The organism is Pseudomonas sp. GW823-FHT04A03 (assembly GCF_058796615.1).
Genome location: NZ_JBXAIV010000011.1, coordinates 108132 through 125325, shown reverse-complemented (window position 1 = coordinate 125325; position 17194 = coordinate 108132). Strand labels below are relative to the sequence as shown.

At 61.8% G+C, this 17194-nt stretch carries 20 protein-coding genes; 2 read left to right on the top strand and 18 right to left on the bottom strand.

The window, feature by feature from the left end; all coding sequences use genetic code 11:
• The 5 genes from ccmE to ccmA form a co-directional block, all read right to left on the bottom strand.
• Positions 1–456 carry a cytochrome c maturation protein CcmE gene (ccmE, locus tag AC1Q9F_RS23485; RefSeq protein WP_011333086.1) on the bottom strand — a complete coding sequence of 152 codons (456 nt, stop codon included), beginning with the start codon at positions 454–456 and terminating at the stop codon, positions 1–3.
• The gene (ccmD, locus tag AC1Q9F_RS23480; RefSeq protein ID WP_011333085.1) at positions 453–629 is read right to left on the bottom strand and encodes a heme exporter protein CcmD; all 177 of its coding nucleotides are present in this window, start codon (positions 627–629) and stop codon (positions 453–455) included. Before ccmD ends, ccmE begins: the two co-directional genes overlap by 4 nt.
• A complete protein-coding gene (locus tag AC1Q9F_RS23475; protein ID WP_115077018.1) occupies positions 626–1381 on the bottom strand; it encodes a heme ABC transporter permease in 756 nt (251 codons plus the stop codon). The genes ccmD and AC1Q9F_RS23475 overlap by 4 nt, the downstream gene beginning before the upstream one ends.
• A 78-nt stretch (positions 1382–1459) precedes the next feature.
• Positions 1460–2128 (bottom strand): heme exporter protein CcmB, encoded by a 669-nt coding sequence (ccmB, locus tag AC1Q9F_RS23470; protein WP_007959235.1) that lies wholly within the window; start codon positions 2126–2128, stop codon positions 1460–1462.
• Positions 2125–2760, bottom strand: a complete 636-nt coding sequence (gene ccmA, locus AC1Q9F_RS23465) for a cytochrome c biogenesis heme-transporting ATPase CcmA (RefSeq protein ID WP_492621008.1) — start codon at positions 2758–2760, stop codon at positions 2125–2127. The genes ccmB and ccmA overlap by 4 nt, the downstream gene beginning before the upstream one ends.
• A gap of 197 nt (positions 2761–2957) precedes the next feature.
• Between ccmA and fliK the strand changes: the two genes are divergently transcribed.
• Positions 2958–4532 carry a flagellar hook-length control protein FliK gene (gene fliK / locus AC1Q9F_RS23460; protein ID WP_492621009.1) on the top strand — a complete coding sequence of 525 codons (1575 nt, stop codon included), beginning with the start codon at positions 2958–2960 and terminating at the stop codon, positions 4530–4532.
• Positions 4529–4858, top strand: coding sequence for an EscU/YscU/HrcU family type III secretion system export apparatus switch protein (locus AC1Q9F_RS23455; protein WP_007959228.1), 330 nt, complete (start codon positions 4529–4531; stop codon positions 4856–4858). Before fliK ends, AC1Q9F_RS23455 begins: the two co-directional genes overlap by 4 nt.
• A gap of 57 nt (positions 4859–4915) precedes the next feature.
• Here AC1Q9F_RS23455 and AC1Q9F_RS23450 read toward each other — a convergent pair whose 3' ends face one another.
• The 13 genes from AC1Q9F_RS23450 to flhF all read right to left on the bottom strand — a co-directional run bounded on the left by AC1Q9F_RS23450 (position 4916) and on the right by flhF (position 17185).
• A complete protein-coding gene (locus tag AC1Q9F_RS23450; RefSeq protein WP_007959226.1) occupies positions 4916–5311 on the bottom strand; it encodes a DUF2802 domain-containing protein in 396 nt (131 codons plus the stop codon).
• Positions 5312–5797 (bottom strand): chemotaxis protein CheW, encoded by a 486-nt coding sequence (locus AC1Q9F_RS23445; RefSeq protein WP_007959223.1) that lies wholly within the window; start codon positions 5795–5797, stop codon positions 5312–5314.
• Positions 5798–5881: 84 nt separating this feature from the next.
• Positions 5882–6835: a CheW domain-containing protein gene (locus AC1Q9F_RS23440; protein ID WP_492621010.1), complete on the bottom strand. Its 954-nt coding sequence runs from the start codon at positions 6833–6835 to the stop codon at positions 5882–5884.
• A gap of 2 nt (positions 6836–6837) precedes the next feature.
• Positions 6838–7626, bottom strand: coding sequence for a ParA family protein (locus AC1Q9F_RS23435; protein WP_007959220.1), 789 nt, complete (start codon positions 7624–7626; stop codon positions 6838–6840).
• A 43-nt stretch (positions 7627–7669) separates the two neighbouring features.
• Positions 7670–8560: a flagellar motor protein MotD gene (motD, locus tag AC1Q9F_RS23430; RefSeq protein WP_007959218.1), complete on the bottom strand. Its 891-nt coding sequence runs from the start codon at positions 8558–8560 to the stop codon at positions 7670–7672.
• A gap of 12 nt (positions 8561–8572) precedes the next feature.
• Entirely contained in the window at positions 8573–9313 is a 741-nt protein-coding gene (locus AC1Q9F_RS23425; protein WP_492621011.1) for a flagellar motor protein, read from the bottom strand.
• Positions 9313–10458 (bottom strand): protein-glutamate methylesterase/protein-glutamine glutaminase, encoded by a 1146-nt coding sequence (locus tag AC1Q9F_RS23420; RefSeq protein ID WP_179692246.1) that lies wholly within the window; start codon positions 10456–10458, stop codon positions 9313–9315. Before AC1Q9F_RS23420 ends, AC1Q9F_RS23425 begins: the two co-directional genes overlap by 1 nt.
• 49 nt (positions 10459–10507) lie before the next feature.
• The gene (locus tag AC1Q9F_RS23415; RefSeq protein WP_492621012.1) at positions 10508–12778 is read right to left on the bottom strand and encodes a chemotaxis protein CheA; all 2271 of its coding nucleotides are present in this window, start codon (positions 12776–12778) and stop codon (positions 10508–10510) included.
• 39 nt (positions 12779–12817) lie between these two features.
• Positions 12818–13606 (bottom strand): protein phosphatase CheZ, encoded by a 789-nt coding sequence (locus AC1Q9F_RS23410; RefSeq protein WP_007951961.1) that lies wholly within the window; start codon positions 13604–13606, stop codon positions 12818–12820.
• Positions 13607–13624: 18 nt separating this feature from the next.
• On the bottom strand, positions 13625–13996 hold the full coding sequence (locus AC1Q9F_RS23405; protein WP_003183998.1) for a chemotaxis response regulator CheY: 372 nt from the start codon (positions 13994–13996) through the stop codon (positions 13625–13627).
• Positions 13997–14163: 167 nt separating this feature from the next.
• Complete coding sequence (gene fliA / locus AC1Q9F_RS23400) at positions 14164–14904, bottom strand: RNA polymerase sigma factor FliA (RefSeq protein ID WP_007951959.1); 741 nt, start codon at positions 14902–14904, stop codon at positions 14164–14166.
• Positions 14901–15731: a flagellar synthesis regulator FleN gene (gene fleN, locus AC1Q9F_RS23395; RefSeq protein WP_003222917.1), complete on the bottom strand. Its 831-nt coding sequence runs from the start codon at positions 15729–15731 to the stop codon at positions 14901–14903. Before fleN ends, fliA begins: the two co-directional genes overlap by 4 nt.
• Before the next feature lie 113 nt (positions 15732–15844).
• Positions 15845–17185, bottom strand: coding sequence for a flagellar biosynthesis GTPase FlhF (gene flhF, locus AC1Q9F_RS23390; RefSeq protein ID WP_007951958.1), 1341 nt, complete (start codon positions 17183–17185; stop codon positions 15845–15847).
• Positions 17186–17194: the final 9 nt, after the last annotated feature.

The following is a 17194-nucleotide window of genomic DNA, read 5'->3' as shown; positions in this document are numbered from 1 at the left end:
TCAACCCTCCTTCGCAGGGGTTGGCGCGGATTGGCCGCTGTCCTTCAGGGCTTTGGTCACTTCCGGCGGCATGTATTTCTCGTCGTGCTTGGCCAGCACTTCATCGGCGACCACCACGCCATCGGCGTTGAGCTTACCCAGAGCGACGATGCCCTGCCCTTCGCGGAACAGGTCCGGCAGGATCCCGCGATAGGTGATGGTCACGGACTTGTTGAAGTCGGTGACCACGAATTTGACGTCCAGCGAATCCGTGGAACGTTGCAGCGAGCCCTTCTCGACCATGCCGCCGGCGCGGATGCGGGTGTCCTGCGGCGCTTCGCCGTTGGCGATCTGGGTCGGGGTGTAAAACAGGTTGATGTTCTGCTGCAGGGCGCTCAGGGCCAGGCCGACGGCAGCGCCGACCCCGACCAGAATTGCCAGGATGATGATCAGACGCTTTTTACGCAGCGGATTCACTTGCCGTTCTCCCGGCGCAGACGACGCGCCTCTTGTTGCAGATAACGCTTGCGGGCCGCGATCGGCGCCGCCACGTTGAGGATCAGTACCGCCAGACAGATGCCGTAGGCCGACCAGACATACAGGCCGTGATGGCCCATGGCGAGGAAGTCGCCGAATGACGCGAAACTCATCGAGCGGCCTCCAGGCTGTTCTGCACTTCTTCTTTGACCCAACTGGCGCGGGCTTCGCGTTTGAGCACTTCAAGGCGCATGCGCAGCAACAGCACGGCACCGAAGAAACAGTAGAAACCCAGCACCGTCAGCAGCAGCGGCAGCCACATTTCAACGGGCATCGCCGGCTTTTCGGTGAGGGTGAAGGTCGCGCCCTGGTGCAGGGTGTTCCACCATTCCACCGAGTATTTGATGATCGGAATGTTGATTACGCCGACGATAGCCAGAACAGCGCAGGCCTTGGCGGCGCTGTCGCGGTTGCTGATGGCGTTGCCCAGGGCGATCACGCCGAAGTACAGGAACAGCAGAATCAGCATCGAGGTCAGTCGAGCGTCCCAGACCCACCACGAACCCCAGGTCGGTTTGCCCCAGATCGCCCCGGTGACCAGCGCCACGGCGGTCATCCAGGCACCGATCGGTGCGGCACATTGCAGGGCGACGTCGGCCAGTTTCATCTTCCACACCAGCCCGACCACGCCGCACACCGCCAGCATCACGTAGATCGACTGAGCGAGCATCGCGGCAGGTACGTGGATATAGATGATGCGAAAGCTGTTGCCTTGCTGATAGTCCGGCGGCGCGAAGGCCAGGCCCCAGATGACGCCAACGGAGATCAGCAACAACGCTGCGATGCTCAACCACGGCAGGAACTTGCTGCTGATGCCGTAGAACCACTTGGGCGAGCCGAGCTTGTGAAACCAGGTCCAGTTCATACTGTTTCCATCACGGGTGCCGCTCATCGGTGTGAGCAGTCTCAGGGTCTTTGCTGGTTAAATTTTAACCAGACCTCATTATTCGCCGACGCTGATCTTCAGGCCAGCAGCTATTGCAAAGGGTGTCAGGGTTATTGCCAGGGCGGTCAGGCTACCAAGCCACAACAGATAACCAATCGCCGGCATGCCCTGCAACGCCGCCTGCAAGGCGCCACTGCCCAGGATCAACACCGGGATGTACAACGGCAGAATCAGCAGCGCCAGCAACAGGCCACCGCGTTTCAGACCGACCGTCAGCGCCGCGCCCACCGCGCCGAGCAAGCTCAGCACCGGTGTTCCCAGCAGCAACGAAAGCAGCAAAACCGGCAGACACGCAGCCGGCAACCCGAGCATCAACGCCAGTAACGGCGAGAGCAAAACCAGTGCCAGCCCGGAAAAAAGCCAGTGTGCCAGCACCTTGGCCAATACCAGAAGTGGCAGGGGGTGCGGCGAAAGGACCCACTGTTCAAGGGAGCCGTCTTCGAAATCACTGCGGAAAAGCCCGTCCAGCGAGAGCAGGACCGACAAAAGTGCCGCCACCCAGACTAACCCCGGGGACAAGTTTTGCAATACTTGAGTTTCCGGTCCGACGGCCAGCGGGAACAGCGCAATGACGATGGCGAAGAAAATCAGCGGATTGGCCAGCTCCGCCGGGCGGCGGAACAGCAGTCGGGATTCACGGGCAACCAGCAGGCCGAACACACTCATACCGCCCAATTCCCCAGATCGATGTCGCGATAACCGGCCGGCATCCGGCTCAGCGTGTGGTGCGTGGTGAGCACCACCAGCCCTCCCCGTTCGCAGTGCCCGGCCAGGTGTTCTTCAAGCTGTGCCACGCCCTGTTTGTCCAGCGCGGTGAACGGTTCGTCGAGAATCCACAACGGCGGGCTGTCCAGATACAACCGCGCCAGTGCCACGCGGCGCTGCTGGCCGGCGGACAGACTGTGGCAGGGAACATCCTCGAAACCGCGCAATCCAACCGCCGCCAGGGCCTGCCAGATCGCGTCGCGTTCGGCGGGTTGATGCAGGGCGCAGAGCCAGGCGAGGTTTTCTTCCGCCGTGAGCAAATCCTTGATCCCGGCAGCATGGCCGATCCACAACAGATTGCGCGCCAGCTCGCTGCGTTGCTCGCCCAGCGGCTTGCCGTTGAGCAGCACCTGACCGTCGGTCGGCTGCATCAGACCGGCCAGCAAACGCAGCAGGCTGGTCTTGCCGCTGCCGTTGGGGCCGCTGATCTGCACCATATCGCCACTGGCCAGTCTCAATTCGAGATTGTCGAAGAGCAGTCTGAGATCACGTTCACACGCGAGGGCAACGGTTTGCAGGACAGGACTGGTCAAGGGTTCACGGGCCTTATACGGTTCAAGTCGGCTCTGGCGCGGCCGTTAAAGAGTTACAGCTTAAATGCAATGACGGCTCAATCCAGAGAGCTGCGTCAAACAATTGCTATGTTTTTTGAACGAATGGAAGGACGGGCGGCATTATACATGTCGCCATCCTCTCTCCAGAGTGCATTTTCCTCAGGTTGTGTCCGCGTATGACAGGCGAAATGAACATCCTCCCGCTCCCGCCCACCACCCCGGCGAACGTTCGCCCGCAGGTGGGTGAGCTGCTGAAGTTGCTGACGCCGGTCGACGGGCTGATTGCCGCCGGCCAGAGCGCCAAGGCCGAGGTGTTGTCGCTCAAGCAGGCGGATCAGACCTTTCAGCTGCTGCTCAAGGTGACGCTGGACAGCGGCCGTCAGACCACCGTGCAGGCGACCAGTAATCTGCCGCTGCCTCAGGGCACCAGCCTGGCGATCACCCAGCCGTCGGCGGGCAACCTGGCGATCACCGTGCAACAGGCCATCGCCAGCAGCGTCGCCACCCTCACCCGCATCGACACCGCGCAACTGCCGGTCGGCACGCTGCTGCAAGGCAAGGTGCTGACGGCTCAGGTCTTGCCGCAGGTGCCGGGGCAACCGACGGTGTACCGCTCGATGGTCAGCCTGCTCAACACCGCGCTGAGCGGCAGCACCCTGAGCATCGACAGCCCGCAACCGTTGCGCATCGGCACCTTGCTGTCGGCGCTGGTGCAGGATTCGCAGACCCTGAAGTTCCTGCCGCTGAGCAATCGCCAGGAACAACTGGCGGTCAGCCAGCAACTGGTTAGTCAGCAAAGCCGTCAGGGCTCGCTCGACGGCCTGCTGAAAATGCTCCAGAGCCTGCCCCCCGCCACCGATCAGACGTCCCAGGATTTGCGCGCCGCCGTGGACAAACTGCTCGCCAACCTGCCGGACGTGCAGCAACTGAGCACCCCAAAAGGTCTGGCCCAGGCGCTGGCCAACAGCGGCGTGTTCCTCGAGACCAAACTGCTGACCGGGCAGACCCCGACGCTGGCCCCGGACATGAAAGCCGATCTGCTCAAGCTGATCGCCCAACTCACCCCCGGCCTGCCTGGCAACACCAACCTGAACGCAATTATCGCCGCCAACACCCTGGCTCAAGCGCTGCCGAGTTTCGTGCGTAACGCCCTCGGTATGCTCGGTCAGGTCAGCGCAAAACCGGTGCCGAGCAGTTTCCCCCTGCCCGACCGGTTGCTGCAAAGTCTGGAAGGTGAAGGCGATCTGGAACATTTGCTGCGCCTCGCCGCAGCTGCCGTGTCGCGCCTGCAAAGCCATCAGCTGTCGAGCCTGGAACAGACCGGCGTCACCGACGACGGCCGCCTGCTCAGCACCTGGCAGTTGGAAATTCCGATGCGCAATATGCAGGACATCGTGCCGTTGCAGGTCAAGTTCCAGCGTGAAGAAGCGCCGGAGAAACAGGAAGCGAACGAGCAGCGCCGCGATGAGCGCGAACCGAAACAACAACTGTGGCGCGTCGATCTGGCGTTCGACATGGAACCGCTGGGGCCAATGCAGATTCAGGCGCAATTGATCAGCGGCAGCCTGTCCAGCCAGCTATGGGCCGAGCGGCCGTACACCGCGAGCCTGATCGAAAGCAACCTGACCGCACTGCGTCAGCGCCTGCTGGATTCCGGGCTGAACGTCGGCGACCTCGACTGCCACCTCGGCACCCCGCCGCAAGGCATCCAAACCCGCCTCGAACACCGCTGGGTCGACGAAACCGCATGAATGACACCACCGCTCCACGCCAGGCCATCGCCCTCAAATACGACGGCAGCCACGCCCCGACCCTCACCGCCAAGGGCGACGAAGAACTGGCCGAAGAAATCCTGCGGATCGCCCGCGACTGTGAAGTGCCGATCTACGAGAATGCCGAGCTGGTGAAGTTGCTGGCGCGGATGGAACTGGGCGACAGCATCCCTGAAGAGCTGTACCGCACGATCGCCGAGATCATCGCATTTGCCTGGAACCTCAAGGGCAAGTTCCCGGCGGGACACAATCCGGATGCACCGATGGTCGAGAAAGACGTCACCGAACGCGGCGACGATTACTGAAAGCAAAAAAAACGCAGTCATCAATGACTGCGTTTTTTTCGTTCCGGCTTCAGGCTTCTAGCTGCTTCTGTGCAGCTTGCGCATCAACTCCGCCTCAGCCTGGGTCAACCCGCAGGACTGGGTCAGCTCATCGACGCTCGCGCCCATCCCCACCAGTTTCGCCGCCTGAGCGAATGACAGGCTGGAAGGATCGCGCTGTTCGAGCTGGGCGAGTTTGTCCGGGATCGGACCGACCACCGAGCGCAGCTCGTGCAGGGCTTCGCCCATGCGCACGTTGCCGTTCTGGTAATCGTCGACACGCTTGGCCAGGTCCTTGATGCGCTGATCACGCAGCGCATCGCCCTGGGCCTGTTGCGCAGCGATCACGCGCTGCGCCTTGATGTACGCCAGAAACATCGCCAGCGTGCCTGCCCAGAACAGGAACAGGACAATGACCGCTACCTCGAGAATCAATCAGATGTTCTCCAGTTCCGACCATTCTTCTTCGCTCATCATCTTGTCCAGCTCGACCAGGATCAGCAACTCGTTGTTCTTGTTGCACACGCCCTGGATGAACTTGGCCGACTCTTCGTTACCGACGTTCGGTGCGGTCTCGATTTCCGACTGACGCAGGTAAACCACTTCGGCCACGCTGTCGACCATGATGCCCACGACTTGCTTGTCGGCTTCGATGATGACGATACGGGTGTTGTCGCTGATCTCACCGCTCATCAGGCCGAAGCGCTGACGGGTATCGATCACGGTCACCACGTTGCCGCGCAGGTTGATGATGCCCAGCACGTAGCTTGGCGCACCCGGAACCGGAGCGATCTCGGTGTAGCGCAGGACTTCCTGAACGCGCATCACGTTGATGCCGTAGGTTTCGTTGTCCAGCTTGAAGGTCACCCATTGCAGGATCGGATCTTCGGAACCCTTTGCCGCCGTAGCCTTGTCGTTCATACCCTAGCCCCTCGAAATACCGCAATGGCGGTGTGTGTCTCGTGTGCCGGCGGTGAATGCCGGTACATGTCTGTTATGTAAGTGTTATGTCGGTTTGTGGTTCGGCTTACTGCCGGACATGTGCTTTGCCCCGCCGCTGGCGATCAACTCGGCCAGAGCGGAAACATCGAGCAAGGCGCACATGTGTTCAATCACCGTGCCGGCGAGCCATGGCCGCTGACCCCGGTGACTTCTCCATTTGATTTCATTCGGGTCCAGGCGCAACGAGCGACTGACCTGATGCACTGCCAGGCCCCACTCGTAACCCTGCACCGAAATCACGTATTGCAGGCCCTGACGGAAGTCATCGCGGTAGCGATCCGGCATGACCCAGCGTGCAGTGTCCAGCACCTTCAGGTTGCCGGCCTGGCTCGGCAGAATCCCGAGGAACCATTCCGGCTGACCGAACAGCGGCGTCAGCTCATGGCCGGCCAGCGAATAGATCGAGCCCAGGCACACCAGCGGCACGGCCAGGGTCAACCCGGCGACGTCGAACAGCAGGCATTCGAAGGCTTCCGAAGCCCAGGCCGGACGACCGTCGGTTTCTAGCGGTGGCGGCGTGTTGCTGGGCGGCAGATGCACTTCCACCAGCGGCGCAACCAGGGTCGGCTCGACCGGGGCTGGCGCAGGCGCTTCAGGCTCCGGCTCTGGTACTACGGGAGCCGGAGGCGTTTGCAGAAGTTGTGTTTGCAGCAGCGGCGCCAGCGTCGAGACCACGCGCACCGGCTCAGGCTCTTTGATCAACGTCGCAGGCGCCTTCGCTACCACAGCGGCAGGCGCTGCAACCGGGGCGATCGGCCGGGCGGCTTTTTGCGCATCCCGGGCCTGCTCTTCAAGCACGGCGGCCTGGAATTCATCGAGCGCCGCAGCGGTCTCGACCACCTCGACCGGCGCCACGATTTCCTGCTCGACCTCGTCCGTCACTTCCTGCAGCAAGCCGTCCAGATAGGACTGCAGCGCCAGTTGCGGCTTGGACGTCAGCTTGATCGGCCGATTCATGCTTAAGCCACCTGCGGAACGAGTTGCTGCGCCAGCAGATGCTTGAGCAGCGCGCGGTAGGCCAGCACGCCACGGCTCTTGCCGTCGAACTGCGAAGGGGTGACACCGGCACGACTGGCGTCGCGCAGTCGGGTATCGACCGGGATGTAACCCTGCCAGATCTCGTCGGGAAATTTGTCGCGCAGCACGCGCAAGGTGCCCATCGACGCCTGGGTACGGCGGTCGAACAGGGTCGGCACGATGCTGAACGGCAGCGCCTGTTTGCGCGAGCGGTTGATCATCGCCAGGGTGTTGACCATGCGCTCCAGGCCTTTGACGGCCAGGTGCTCGGTCTGCACCGGGATCACCAGTTGCTGACTCGCGGCCAGGGCGTTGACCATCAACACGCCGAGCAACGGCGGGCTGTCGATGATCGCGTAATCGAAGTCCTGCCACAGTTGCGCCAGACTCTTGGCGATCACCAGACCGAGGCCACTCTGTCCCGGCGACTGGCGCTCGAGGGTGGCCAGCGCGGTGCTCGACGGCAACAGGGAAATACGTTCGTCGCTGGTCGACAGCAACAACTGGCCCGGCAGGCCTTGCGGCACGCTGCCCTTGTGCAGAAACAGGTCGTAGTTGCTGTGTTCCAGGCTGTCGGGGTCGTAACCGAAATAGCTGGTCATCGAGCCGTGCGGGTCGAGATCGACCACGACCACGCGCTTGCCCGCCTCTGCCAGCAAACCGGCTAAAGCGATGGAAGAAGTGGTTTTACCAACACCACCCTTTTGATTGGCGACTGCCCAGACTCTCATTCAGATCGTTCCTCCCGGCCGGGATACTCGGCCGAGACATGGTTCAGCGTATTAATGCGGGCGACGGAGAATTGACGGCACTCTCGCGTCCCGGCGTCTTGACCGGGGTCGGTGCAGTTTGTGTGCCAGCACGCTTCAACGCGGCATCCGGTTGCGCATGGGCGGTTCCGGTGCCGGTCAGGCTGCGGCGCACATCAAGATTGCGCGACACCACCAGCACCACACGACGGTTCTTCGCCCGGCCTTCGGCGGTGGCGTTATTGGCCACCGGCTGGAATTCGCCGTAGCCCACCGAGGCCATGCGGCCAGGGTTCACGCCCTGCATGGCCAGCATGCGCACGATGCTCGCCGAACGCGCCGAGGACAGTTCCCAGTTGGTCGGGTACTGCGCAGTGCGGATCGGTTGATCGTCGGTAAAGCCTTCGACGTGGATCGGGTTGTCGAACGGTTTGAGGATCGCTGCGACCTTGTCGATGATGTTGAACGCGATGTCGCTTGGCATCGCATCACCGCTACCGAACAACAGGCTGGAGTTGAGTTCGATCTCGACCCACAGCTCGTTGCCGCGCACGGTCATCTGGTTCGAGGAAATCAGGTCGCCGAACGCGGCGCTGATGTCATCGGCAATGCTTTTCAGCGGATCGCTGGCCCCGGCGATGCCGGCGTCGACCTGTTCGGCGTCCTTGACCAGCGGCTTGGCCGGGGTCACGGTCTTCGGTCGTTCTTCTCCGATCGGGATCGGCTTGAGCGCGCGGTCGGAGTCGGTGAAGACCCCGATCAGCGCTTCGGAGATGATCTTGTACTTGCCTTCGTTGATCGACGAGATGGAGTACATCACCACGAAAAAGGCAAAGAGCAAGGTGATGAAGTCGGCGTAGGAAACCAGCCAACGTTCATGGTTTACGTGCTCTTCATGCTGGCGACGACGTGCCATGAGGTTAGTCCCTTAATCCATGAAGCCCTGAAGCTTCAACTCGATGGAGCGTGGGTTTTCACCTTCAGCGATCGACAAGATCCCTTCCAACAACATTTCGCGATAACGCGACTGTCGCAACGCGATTGACTTGAGCTTGGCGGCCACCGGCAGCAACACCAGGTTGGCACTGGCCACACCGTAGATGGTGGCGACGAACGCGACCGCAATACCGTTGCCCAGTTGCGACGGATCGGCCAGGTTGCCCATCACGTGGATCAGGCCCATCACCGCACCGATGATGCCGATGGTCGGCGCGTAGCCGCCCATGCTTTCAAACACTTTGGCCGCTTCGACATCGCGGGCTTCCTGAGTGTAGAAATCCACTTCGAGGATGCTGCGGATGGCTTCCGGCTCGGCGCCGTCGACCAGCAGTTGCAGGCCCTTGCGCGAGTAGGCGTCGGGCTCGGCATCCGCCACGCCTTCCAGGCCCAGCAGGCCTTCCTTGCGCGCGGTGAGGCTCCAGTTGACGACGCGGTCGATGCCGCCGGCCAGATCCACACGCGGCGGGAAAAAGATCCAGGCCAGAATCTGCATGGCGCGCTTGAACGCGCTCATCGGCGATTGCAGCAGCGCGGCACCGACGGTGCCACCGAGCACGATCAGCGCCGCCGGGCCGTTGGCCAGCGCGCCGAGGTGACCACCTTCCAGGTAGTTGCCGCCGATGATGGCGACGAACGCCATGATGATTCCGATAAGGCTTAGAACATCCATCAGACGCATGCCTCGACGATGTGCTTGCCGATATCGTCCAGGCTGTACACCGCGTCGGCGAGGTCAGCTTTGACGATGGCCATCGGCATGCCGTAGATCACACAACTGGCTTCGTCCTGAGCCCAGACCGTGCTGCCGCCCTGCTTGAGCAGGCGTGCACCTTCGCGGCCGTCGGCGCCCATGCCGGTCAGTACGACCGCCAGAACTTTGTCACTGTAGGACTTGGCTGCAGAACCGAAAGTGATGTCCACGCACGGCTTGTAGTTCAGACGCTCGTCGCCCGGCAGGATTTTCACCGCGCCACGGCCGTCGATCATCATCTGCTTGCCACCCGGTGCCAGCAGCGCCAGGCCCGGACGCAGGATGTCGCCATCCTCGGCTTCCTTGACGCTGATGCGGCACAGCTTGTCCAGACGCTCGGCGAAGGCCTTTGTGAAGGCTGCCGGCATGTGCTGGATCAGCACGATCGGCGCCGGGAAGTTGGCCGGCAATTGAGTCAGAACCCGTTGCAGCGCTACCGGGCCGCCGGTCGATGTACCAATGGCGACGAGCTTGTAGTTCTTGCGTTTCGGGGCCGGCGACGAAGCGCTGGCCGCTGGCGCGCGAGTCGGTGCAGGCGCAGGTGCCGGACGGGCCGGAGCACTGCTGTGACTGCTGCCGTGATTAGTGAAGCCCGACGGCGCAGGAGCAGGAGTCGGCGCAGGTGCAGCGGCAGGCGCCGGCGCACTGTAGGCACTGAAACGACGGTTGCTGCGCGAGATGCTGTGAACCTTCTCGCACAGCAGTTGCTTGACCTTCTCCGGATTACGGGAGATGTCTTCGAAATTCTTCGGCAGGAAATCCACCGCGCCGGCATCCAGCGCATCCAGGGTGACCCGGGCGCCTTCGTGCGTCAGCGAGGAGAACATCAACACCGGCGTCGGGCAGCGCTGCATGATGTGCCGCACGGCCGTGATGCCATCCATCATCGGCATCTCGTAGTCCATGGTGATCACGTCCGGCTTGAGGGCCAGGGCCTGATCGATCGCCTCTTTACCGTTGGTTGCCGTGCCGACAACCTGGATGCTCGGATCCGCTGAAAGAATTTCCGAGACGCGGCGGCGGAAAAAACCCGAATCGTCCACCACCAGGACTTTGACTGCCATAAACACTCCATTAGGTGCGGCGGGACGTTGTCGCCCCGCCGCCCCGGATTCAAATACGCCGTGCGGCGTAACGCTTGAGCATGCTCGGAACATCGAGAATCAGTGCAATGCGGCCGTCACCGGTGATGGTGGCGCCGGACATGCCCGGAGTTCCCTGGAGCATTTTGCCCAATGGCTTGATGACCACTTCTTCCTGGCCGACCAGTTGATCGACGACGAAGCCGATCCGCTGGGTGCCCACCGAAAGGATCACCACATGGCCTTCGCGCTGCTCTTCGTGAGCGGCGGAGCTGACCAGCCAGCGCTTGAGGTAGAACAATGGCAGCGCCTTGTCCCGCACGATCACCACTTCCTGGCCGTCCACCACGTTGGTGGTCGACAGGTCGAGGTGGAAGATTTCGTTGACGTTCACCAGCGGGAACGCGAACGCCTGGTTGCCGAGCATCACCATCAGGGTCGGCATGATCGCCAGCGTCAGCGGCACCTTGATGACGATCTTCGAGCCCTGACCCTTGGTCGAGTAGATGTTGATCGAACCGTTGAGCTGGGAAATCTTGGTCTTCACCACGTCCATGCCGACACCGCGGCCGGACACGTCGGAGATCTCGGTCTTGGTCGAGAAACCCGGGGCGAAAATCAGGTTGTAGCACTCGGTGTCGCTCAGGCGATCGGCGGCATCCTTGTCCATCACACCGCGCTTCACGGCGATGGCACGCAGGACGTTCGGGTCCATGCCTTTGCCGTCATCGGAGATCGACAGCAGGATGTGGTCGCCTTCCTGCTCGGCCGCCAGGATCACCTTGCCGCCACGGGCCTTGCCCGACGCTTCGCGTTCTTCCGGCGACTCGATGCCGTGGTCGACCGCGTTGCGCACCAAGTGGACCAGCGGGTCGGCCAGTGCCTCGACGAGGTTCTTGTCGAGGTCGGTCTCTTCGCCCACCAGTTCCAGGTTGATCTCTTTCTTGAGCTGGCGTGCCAGGTCGCGAACCAGACGCGGGAAGCGGCCGAAGACTTTCTTGATCGGCTGCATCCGGGTCTTCATGACGGCGGTCTGCAAGTCGGCGGTGACCACGTCGAGGTTCGACACGGCCTTCTGCATCGACTCGTCGCCGCTGTTCAGGCCCAGGCGCACCAGACGGTTACGCACCAGCACCAGCTCGCCGACCATGTTCATGATTTCGTCGAGACGCGCGGTGTCCACACGTACGGTGGTCTCGGCTTCGCTCGCCGGTTTTTCCGGTGGCGGCGTCGCCGGTGCACGGGCCGGAGCCGGTGCAGCGGCGGCAGCCGGTTTGGCCGGTTCGGCTTTCGGCTCAGGCGCTTTTGCAGCAGGTTTTGCCGCAGCGGCCGGGGCCTTGGCGGCAGGCGCTGCAACCGCCGAAGCATTGCCGGCCGTCACGACGGCACCGGTGGCAACGTCAGTGAACTTGCCTTTGCCATGCAGATCGTCGAGCAGCGATTCGAACTCGTGGTCGGTGATCAGATCGCTACCGGCCGCAGCTGCTGCCGGGGCAGCAGGCGCAGGAACCGAAGCAATCGCCGACTCCAGCGCATCGACGGCAAAGTTGCCCTTGCCGTGCAACTGATCAAGCAAGGCTTCGAATTCGTCGTCGGTGATGTCCGAGCTGTCGCCCGCCGCCGGAGCAGCAGGTGCCGCAGCGGCCGGAGCCACGGCGTCAGCCGCGAACTGGCCCTTGCCATGCAACTGGTCGAGCAGCGACTCGAACTCGGCGTCGGTGATTTCATCGCTGGCCGCTTCATCGGAAGCAGGTGCAGCGGCAGCCGCCGGGGCTTCGGCTTCGGCCTTGACGGCGTTCAGCGAGTCCAGCAACTGTTCAAATTCGTTATCGGTGATGTCACCCGAATCGCCTTCGACGACCAGTTCTTCGATCATCTCGGCAACAGGCGAAGCCGGGGCTTCATCCGCCGATTGCGGTTCAGCCAGACGCGCCAGGGCGGCCAGCAGTTCCGGGGTGGCGGCGGTGATCGGGCTACGATCGCGGACTTCGCTGAACATGCTGTTCACCGCGTCCAGCGCTTCGAGCACCACGTCCATCAGTTCTGCATCGACGCGTCGTTCACCCTTGCGCAGGATGTCGAACACGTTTTCGGCGATGTGACAGCACTCCACCAGCTCGTTGAGCTGAAGGAAGCCGGCGCCCCCTTTTACAGTGTGGAAACCGCGAAAAATTGCGTTGAGCAGATCTGCGTCATCCGGGCGGCTTTCCAGCTCGACCAGTTGTTCGGACAGTTGCTCAAGAATCTCGCCGGCCTCAACCAGGAAATCCTGAAGGATCTCTTCATCGGCGCCGAAGCTCATTAATGGGGTGCTCCTACAGGTCTAAAAACCCAAAAAAACTCAAAATCCAAGGCTGGATAGCAAATCGTCCACATCGTCCTGACCGGACACAACGTCTTCTCGTTTATCGGCATGAATCTGCGGACCTTCACCCTGCGAGAGATGTTTTTGTGGATCTTTTTCAGCAAGCATCGCCGCACGGTCATGTTCGATGCCCGCAAAGCGGTCCACCTGGCTGGCCATGAGCACGAGCTTGAGCAGGTTGCTTTCGACTTCGGTGACCAATTGGGTCACGCGCTTGATCACCTGGCCTGTGAGGTCCTGGTAATCCTGGGCGAGCAGAATGTCGTTCAGATTGCTCGACACCGCGCGGTTGTCCGCGCTGCTGCGTGCCAGAAAACCGTCAACCCGGCGCGCCAGTTCACGGAACTCTTCAGCCCCGACCTCACGGCGCATGAAGCGGCCCCAATCGGCGCTCAAGGCCTGGGCTTCGTCAGCCAGGCCATTGACCACAGGGGTCGCGCTTTCCACCAGATCCATGGTGCGGTTGGCGGCAGCTTCGGTCAGTTTGACCACGTAGCCCAGGCGCTCGGTAGCGTCGGTGATTTGCGACACTTCCTCAGCCTGCGGCATGTGCGGATCGATCTGGAAATTGACGATCGCACTGTGCAGTTCACGCGTGAGCTTGCCCACTTCCTGGTACAGGCCACGGTCACGGGTCTGATTGAGCTCATGGATCAGTTGCACAGCGTCGCCGAACCTGCCCTTTTCAAGGCTTTCGACCAGTTCGACCGCGTGTTTTTTCAGGGTCGACTCGAAGTCGCCCTGTGAAGATTCTTTATGCTCCATAGCTCCCCCGCGCGTTCATCAGCCGATGCGTTCGAAAATCTTCTCGATTTTTTCTTTCAACGCCTGGGCCGTGAAAGGTTTGACCACATAGCCGTTAACGCCGGCCTGGGCCGCTTCGATGATCTGCTCGCGCTTGGCTTCAGCGGTCACCATCAGCACTGGCAGGTGCTTGAGCTTTTCATCGGCGCGCACGTGGCGCAGCAGGTCGATACCGGTCATGCCAGGCATGTTCCAGTCGGTCACCAGAAAGTCGATGCTGCCGCTGTTGAGCACCGGAATGGCGGTGGTGCCATCGTCGGCTTCAACGGTGTTGGTGAACCCGAGATCACGCAACAGGTTCTTGATGATCCGCCGCATCGTTGAGAAGTCATCAACGATGAGGATTTTCATGTCTTTGTTCAATTCGACCTCCAAGCAGTCTTAAACGCGTCCAGCACCTGGACGCGCCATTTCAATCAATCCGGCAAAACACTCGATGACTGTCTGGAGCACAACAGAGCAAGACCGGTGCCGTTCACCACCGCACCAGCCTCGTTCGCAGTGTCCCCACACTGCCTTCAGCGCGCTCGCCACTCCCCCAAACGCCCCCGCAAGCGGGCCGCGCACTGGCTGTGTAACTGGCTGACCCGCGATTCACTGACGCCAAGGACTTCACCGATTTCCTTGAGGTTCAGCTCTTCGTCGTAGTACAGCGCCAACACCAGTCGCTCACGCTCCGGCAAATTGGCAATCGCGTCCGCCAGCGCGGCCTGGAAACGTTCGTCTTCCAGATCGCGCGACGGCTCCAGATGAGCACTGGCGCCATCCTCGTGCAGCCCTTCGTGTTCGCCGTCCTGCAACAGGTCGTCGAAACTGAACAGCCGGCTGCCCAGGGTGTCGTTCAAAATCCCGTAGTAATCGTCGAGACTCAATTGGAGTTCGGCCGCAACTTCGTGATCTTTAGCGTCACGGCCGGTTTTAGCTTCAATCGAGCGAATCGCGTCGCTGACCATACGGGTATTGCGGTGAACCGAGCGCGGTGCCCAGTCCCCCTTACGGACTTCATCGAGCATCGCACCGCGGATCCGGATGCCCGCGTACGTTTCAAAACTGGCGCCCTTGCTGGCGTCGTATTTGGTCGAGACTTCAAGCAGGCCGATCATCCCGGCCTGGATCAGGTCTTCGACCTGCACACTGGCCGGCAATCGCGCCAGCAAGTGGTAGGCGATGCGTTTGACCAGTGGCGCGTAACGCTCGATCAGCTCGTACTGCGCGTCACGCGCCGACTTTTTGTAAAGGTTCATACCGCTGGCGGTCATAGCACAGGTCCTGCCGTTTGCTGCACGAGGCGCTCGACGAAAAATTCGAGGTGACCGCGCGGGTTGGCGGGCAGCGGCCAGGTGTCGACCTTCTGTGCGATCGCCTTGAACGCCAGTGCGCACTTGGAACGCGGGAAGGCTTCATAGACCGCACGCTGCTTCTGCACCGCCTTGCGCACGCTTTCGTCGTAGGGCACTGCGCCGACGTATTGTAGGGCGACGTCGAGGAAGCGATCCGTGACCTTGGTCAACTTGGCGAACAGATTGCGACCTTCCTGCGGGCTCTGGGCCATGTTGGCCAGGACGCGGAAGCGGTTCATGCCGTAATCGCGGTTGAGCAGCTTGATCAGCGCGTAGGCGTCGGTGATCGAGGTCGGCTCGTCGCAGACCACCAGCAACACTTCCTGGGCTGCGCGAACAAAACTGACTACCGAGTCACCAATACCCGCAGCGGTGTCGATCACCAGTACATCGAGATTGTCGCCGATGTCGCTGAACGCCTGAATCAGGCCGGCATGCTGGGCCGGGCTCAGGTGAACCATGCTCTGGGTGCCGGAAGCGGCCGGCACGATGCGGATCCCGCCGGGGCCTTGCAACAGCACGTCGCGCAGCTCGCAGCGGCCTTCGATCACGTCGGCCAGGGTGCGTTTGGGTGTGAGGCCCAGCAGAACGTCGACGTTCGCCAGCCCCAGGTCGGCGTCCAGCAGCATGACCCGACGGCCAAGCTCTGCCAGGGCCAGGGACAAGTTCACTGACACATTAGTCTTGCCGACGCCACCTTTGCCGCCGGTCACCGCGATCACCTGTACGGGATGCATGCTGCCCATGTTATTTCTTTACCTTGTCTTGCATAGACGGAGGCCACATTACTGGCTGCGCGTTCACAACCGGAACAATGCATGGCAGACCATCGATGTAGGTACAAAAACGGTTCATTACCTCAGCCAACCTGCTTGGTCGGACTGTGGTAGATATCAGCGAACATGTCAGCCATGGCTTCTTCGCTGGGTTCTTCCTGCATTTGCACACTGACGGCGCGGCTGACCAGTTGATGACGGCGCGGCAGATGCAGATCATCCGGAATACGCGGCCCATCGGTCAGGTAGGCGACCGGCAGTTCGTGACTGATCGCCAGGCTCAGCACTTCGCCAAGGCTGGCCGTCTCATCCAGTTTAGTCAGGATGCACCCGGCCAGCCCGCAACGCTTGTAACTGTGATAAGCGGCGGTTAGAACCTGTTTCTGGCTGGTGGTTGCCAGGACCAGATAATTTTTCGACCGAATGCCACGACCGGCCAGACTTTCCAGCTGCATGCGCAGTGCCGGATCGCTGGCTTGCAGGCCGGCGGTATCGATCAGCACCACGCGTTTGCGCAGCAGTGGATCCAGCGCCTGCACCAGGGACTGGCCCGGATCGACGTGGGTCACCGAAACGTTAAGGATGCGACCCAGAGTCTTGAGCTGCTCCTGCGCGCCGATACGGAAACTGTCCATGCTCACCAGCGCGATGTTCTGCGCGCCGTACTTGAGCACGTAACGGGCGGCCAGTTTGGCGAGGGTGGTGGTCTTGCCCATGCCGGCAGGGCCGACCATGGCAATCACCCCACCCTCTTCCAGCGGCTCGACTTCCGGTACGGCAATCATCCGCGCCAGGTGCGCCAGCAGCATGCGCCAGGCCTGACGAGGTTCGTCGATCTCGGTGATCATCGACAGCAGATCACGGGACAGCGGGCCGGACAAACCGATGCGTTGCAGACGACGGTACAGGTTGGCCTGAGCCGGACGGCTGCCTTGCAGCTGGTTCCAGGCCAGGGTGCCGAGTTGCACTTCCATCAGCTCGCGCAGGCTGTTGAGCTCGAAACGCATCGAGTCGAGAGCACGCGGGTCGACGCCAGCGGAAACCGCTGCAGGCGCCGGGGCTGGACGGGCCGGAGCCTCGTAGGTCGGTTCGGTCAGCGGCTCGGCAGCGGTCAGCGGCAGGCCGGCCGTCAACGGCAGCCCGGCGAACAGCTGGCGATTGGTGTTGCCGTCGGCTTCGCCACGCAGGCTCAGTTCGGCCTGGGCGGTGACGATGCGCGACTGGGTCTTGCGCAGCTCATCCTCGAGTTCCATGTTCGGAACACGCGGGGCCAGCGCCGACAGTTTGTAATCGAGCGCCGCCGTCAGCTCGACGCCGCCGGCAATGCGGCGGTTGCCAATGATGGCGGCATCAGCGCCCAGCTCATCACGAACCAGCTTCATGGCCTGACGCATATCGGCGGCGAAAAAACGCTTAACTTGCATAAACCACTA

Excerpts from the sequence above, each read along its gene's own strand:
- AC1Q9F_RS23445 (WP_007959223.1), bottom strand. The coding sequence starts at position 5,797 with ATGAACGACAAGGCTACGGCGGCAAAGGGTTCCGAAGATCCGATCCTG.
- AC1Q9F_RS23435 (WP_007959220.1), bottom strand. The coding sequence starts at position 7,626 with ATGAGAGTCTGGGCAGTCGCCAATCAAAAGGGTGGTGTTGGTAAAACC.
- fleN (WP_003222917.1), bottom strand. The coding sequence starts at position 15,731 with ATGGGCAGCATGCATCCCGTACAGGTGATCGCGGTGACCGGCGGCAAA.
- AC1Q9F_RS23455 (WP_007959228.1), top strand. The coding sequence starts at position 4,529 with ATGAATGACACCACCGCTCCACGCCAGGCCATCGCCCTCAAATACGAC.
- AC1Q9F_RS23415 (WP_492621012.1), bottom strand. The coding sequence starts at position 12,778 with ATGAGCTTCGGCGCCGATGAAGAGATCCTTCAGGATTTCCTGGTTGAG.
- AC1Q9F_RS23410 (WP_007951961.1), bottom strand. The coding sequence starts at position 13,606 with ATGGAGCATAAAGAATCTTCACAGGGCGACTTCGAGTCGACCCTGAAA.
- AC1Q9F_RS23420 (WP_179692246.1), bottom strand. The coding sequence starts at position 10,458 with ATGGCAGTCAAAGTCCTGGTGGTGGACGATTCGGGTTTTTTCCGCCGC.
- fliK (WP_492621009.1), top strand. The coding sequence starts at position 2,958 with ATGACAGGCGAAATGAACATCCTCCCGCTCCCGCCCACCACCCCGGCG.
- flhF (WP_007951958.1), bottom strand. The coding sequence starts at position 17,185 with ATGCAAGTTAAGCGTTTTTTCGCCGCCGATATGCGTCAGGCCATGAAG.
- motD (WP_007959218.1), bottom strand. The coding sequence starts at position 8,560 with ATGGCACGTCGTCGCCAGCATGAAGAGCACGTAAACCATGAACGTTGG.
- AC1Q9F_RS23440 (WP_492621010.1), bottom strand. The coding sequence starts at position 6,835 with ATGAATCGGCCGATCAAGCTGACGTCCAAGCCGCAACTGGCGCTGCAG.
- AC1Q9F_RS23475 (WP_115077018.1), bottom strand. The coding sequence starts at position 1,381 with ATGAACTGGACCTGGTTTCACAAGCTCGGCTCGCCCAAGTGGTTCTAC.
- ccmB (WP_007959235.1), bottom strand. The coding sequence starts at position 2,128 with ATGAGTGTGTTCGGCCTGCTGGTTGCCCGTGAATCCCGACTGCTGTTC.
- AC1Q9F_RS23425 (WP_492621011.1), bottom strand. The coding sequence starts at position 9,313 with ATGGATGTTCTAAGCCTTATCGGAATCATCATGGCGTTCGTCGCCATC.
- fliA (WP_007951959.1), bottom strand. The coding sequence starts at position 14,904 with ATGACCGCCAGCGGTATGAACCTTTACAAAAAGTCGGCGCGTGACGCG.
- ccmD (WP_011333085.1), bottom strand. The coding sequence starts at position 629 with ATGAGTTTCGCGTCATTCGGCGACTTCCTCGCCATGGGCCATCACGGC.
- AC1Q9F_RS23405 (WP_003183998.1), bottom strand. The coding sequence starts at position 13,996 with ATGAAAATCCTCATCGTTGATGACTTCTCAACGATGCGGCGGATCATC.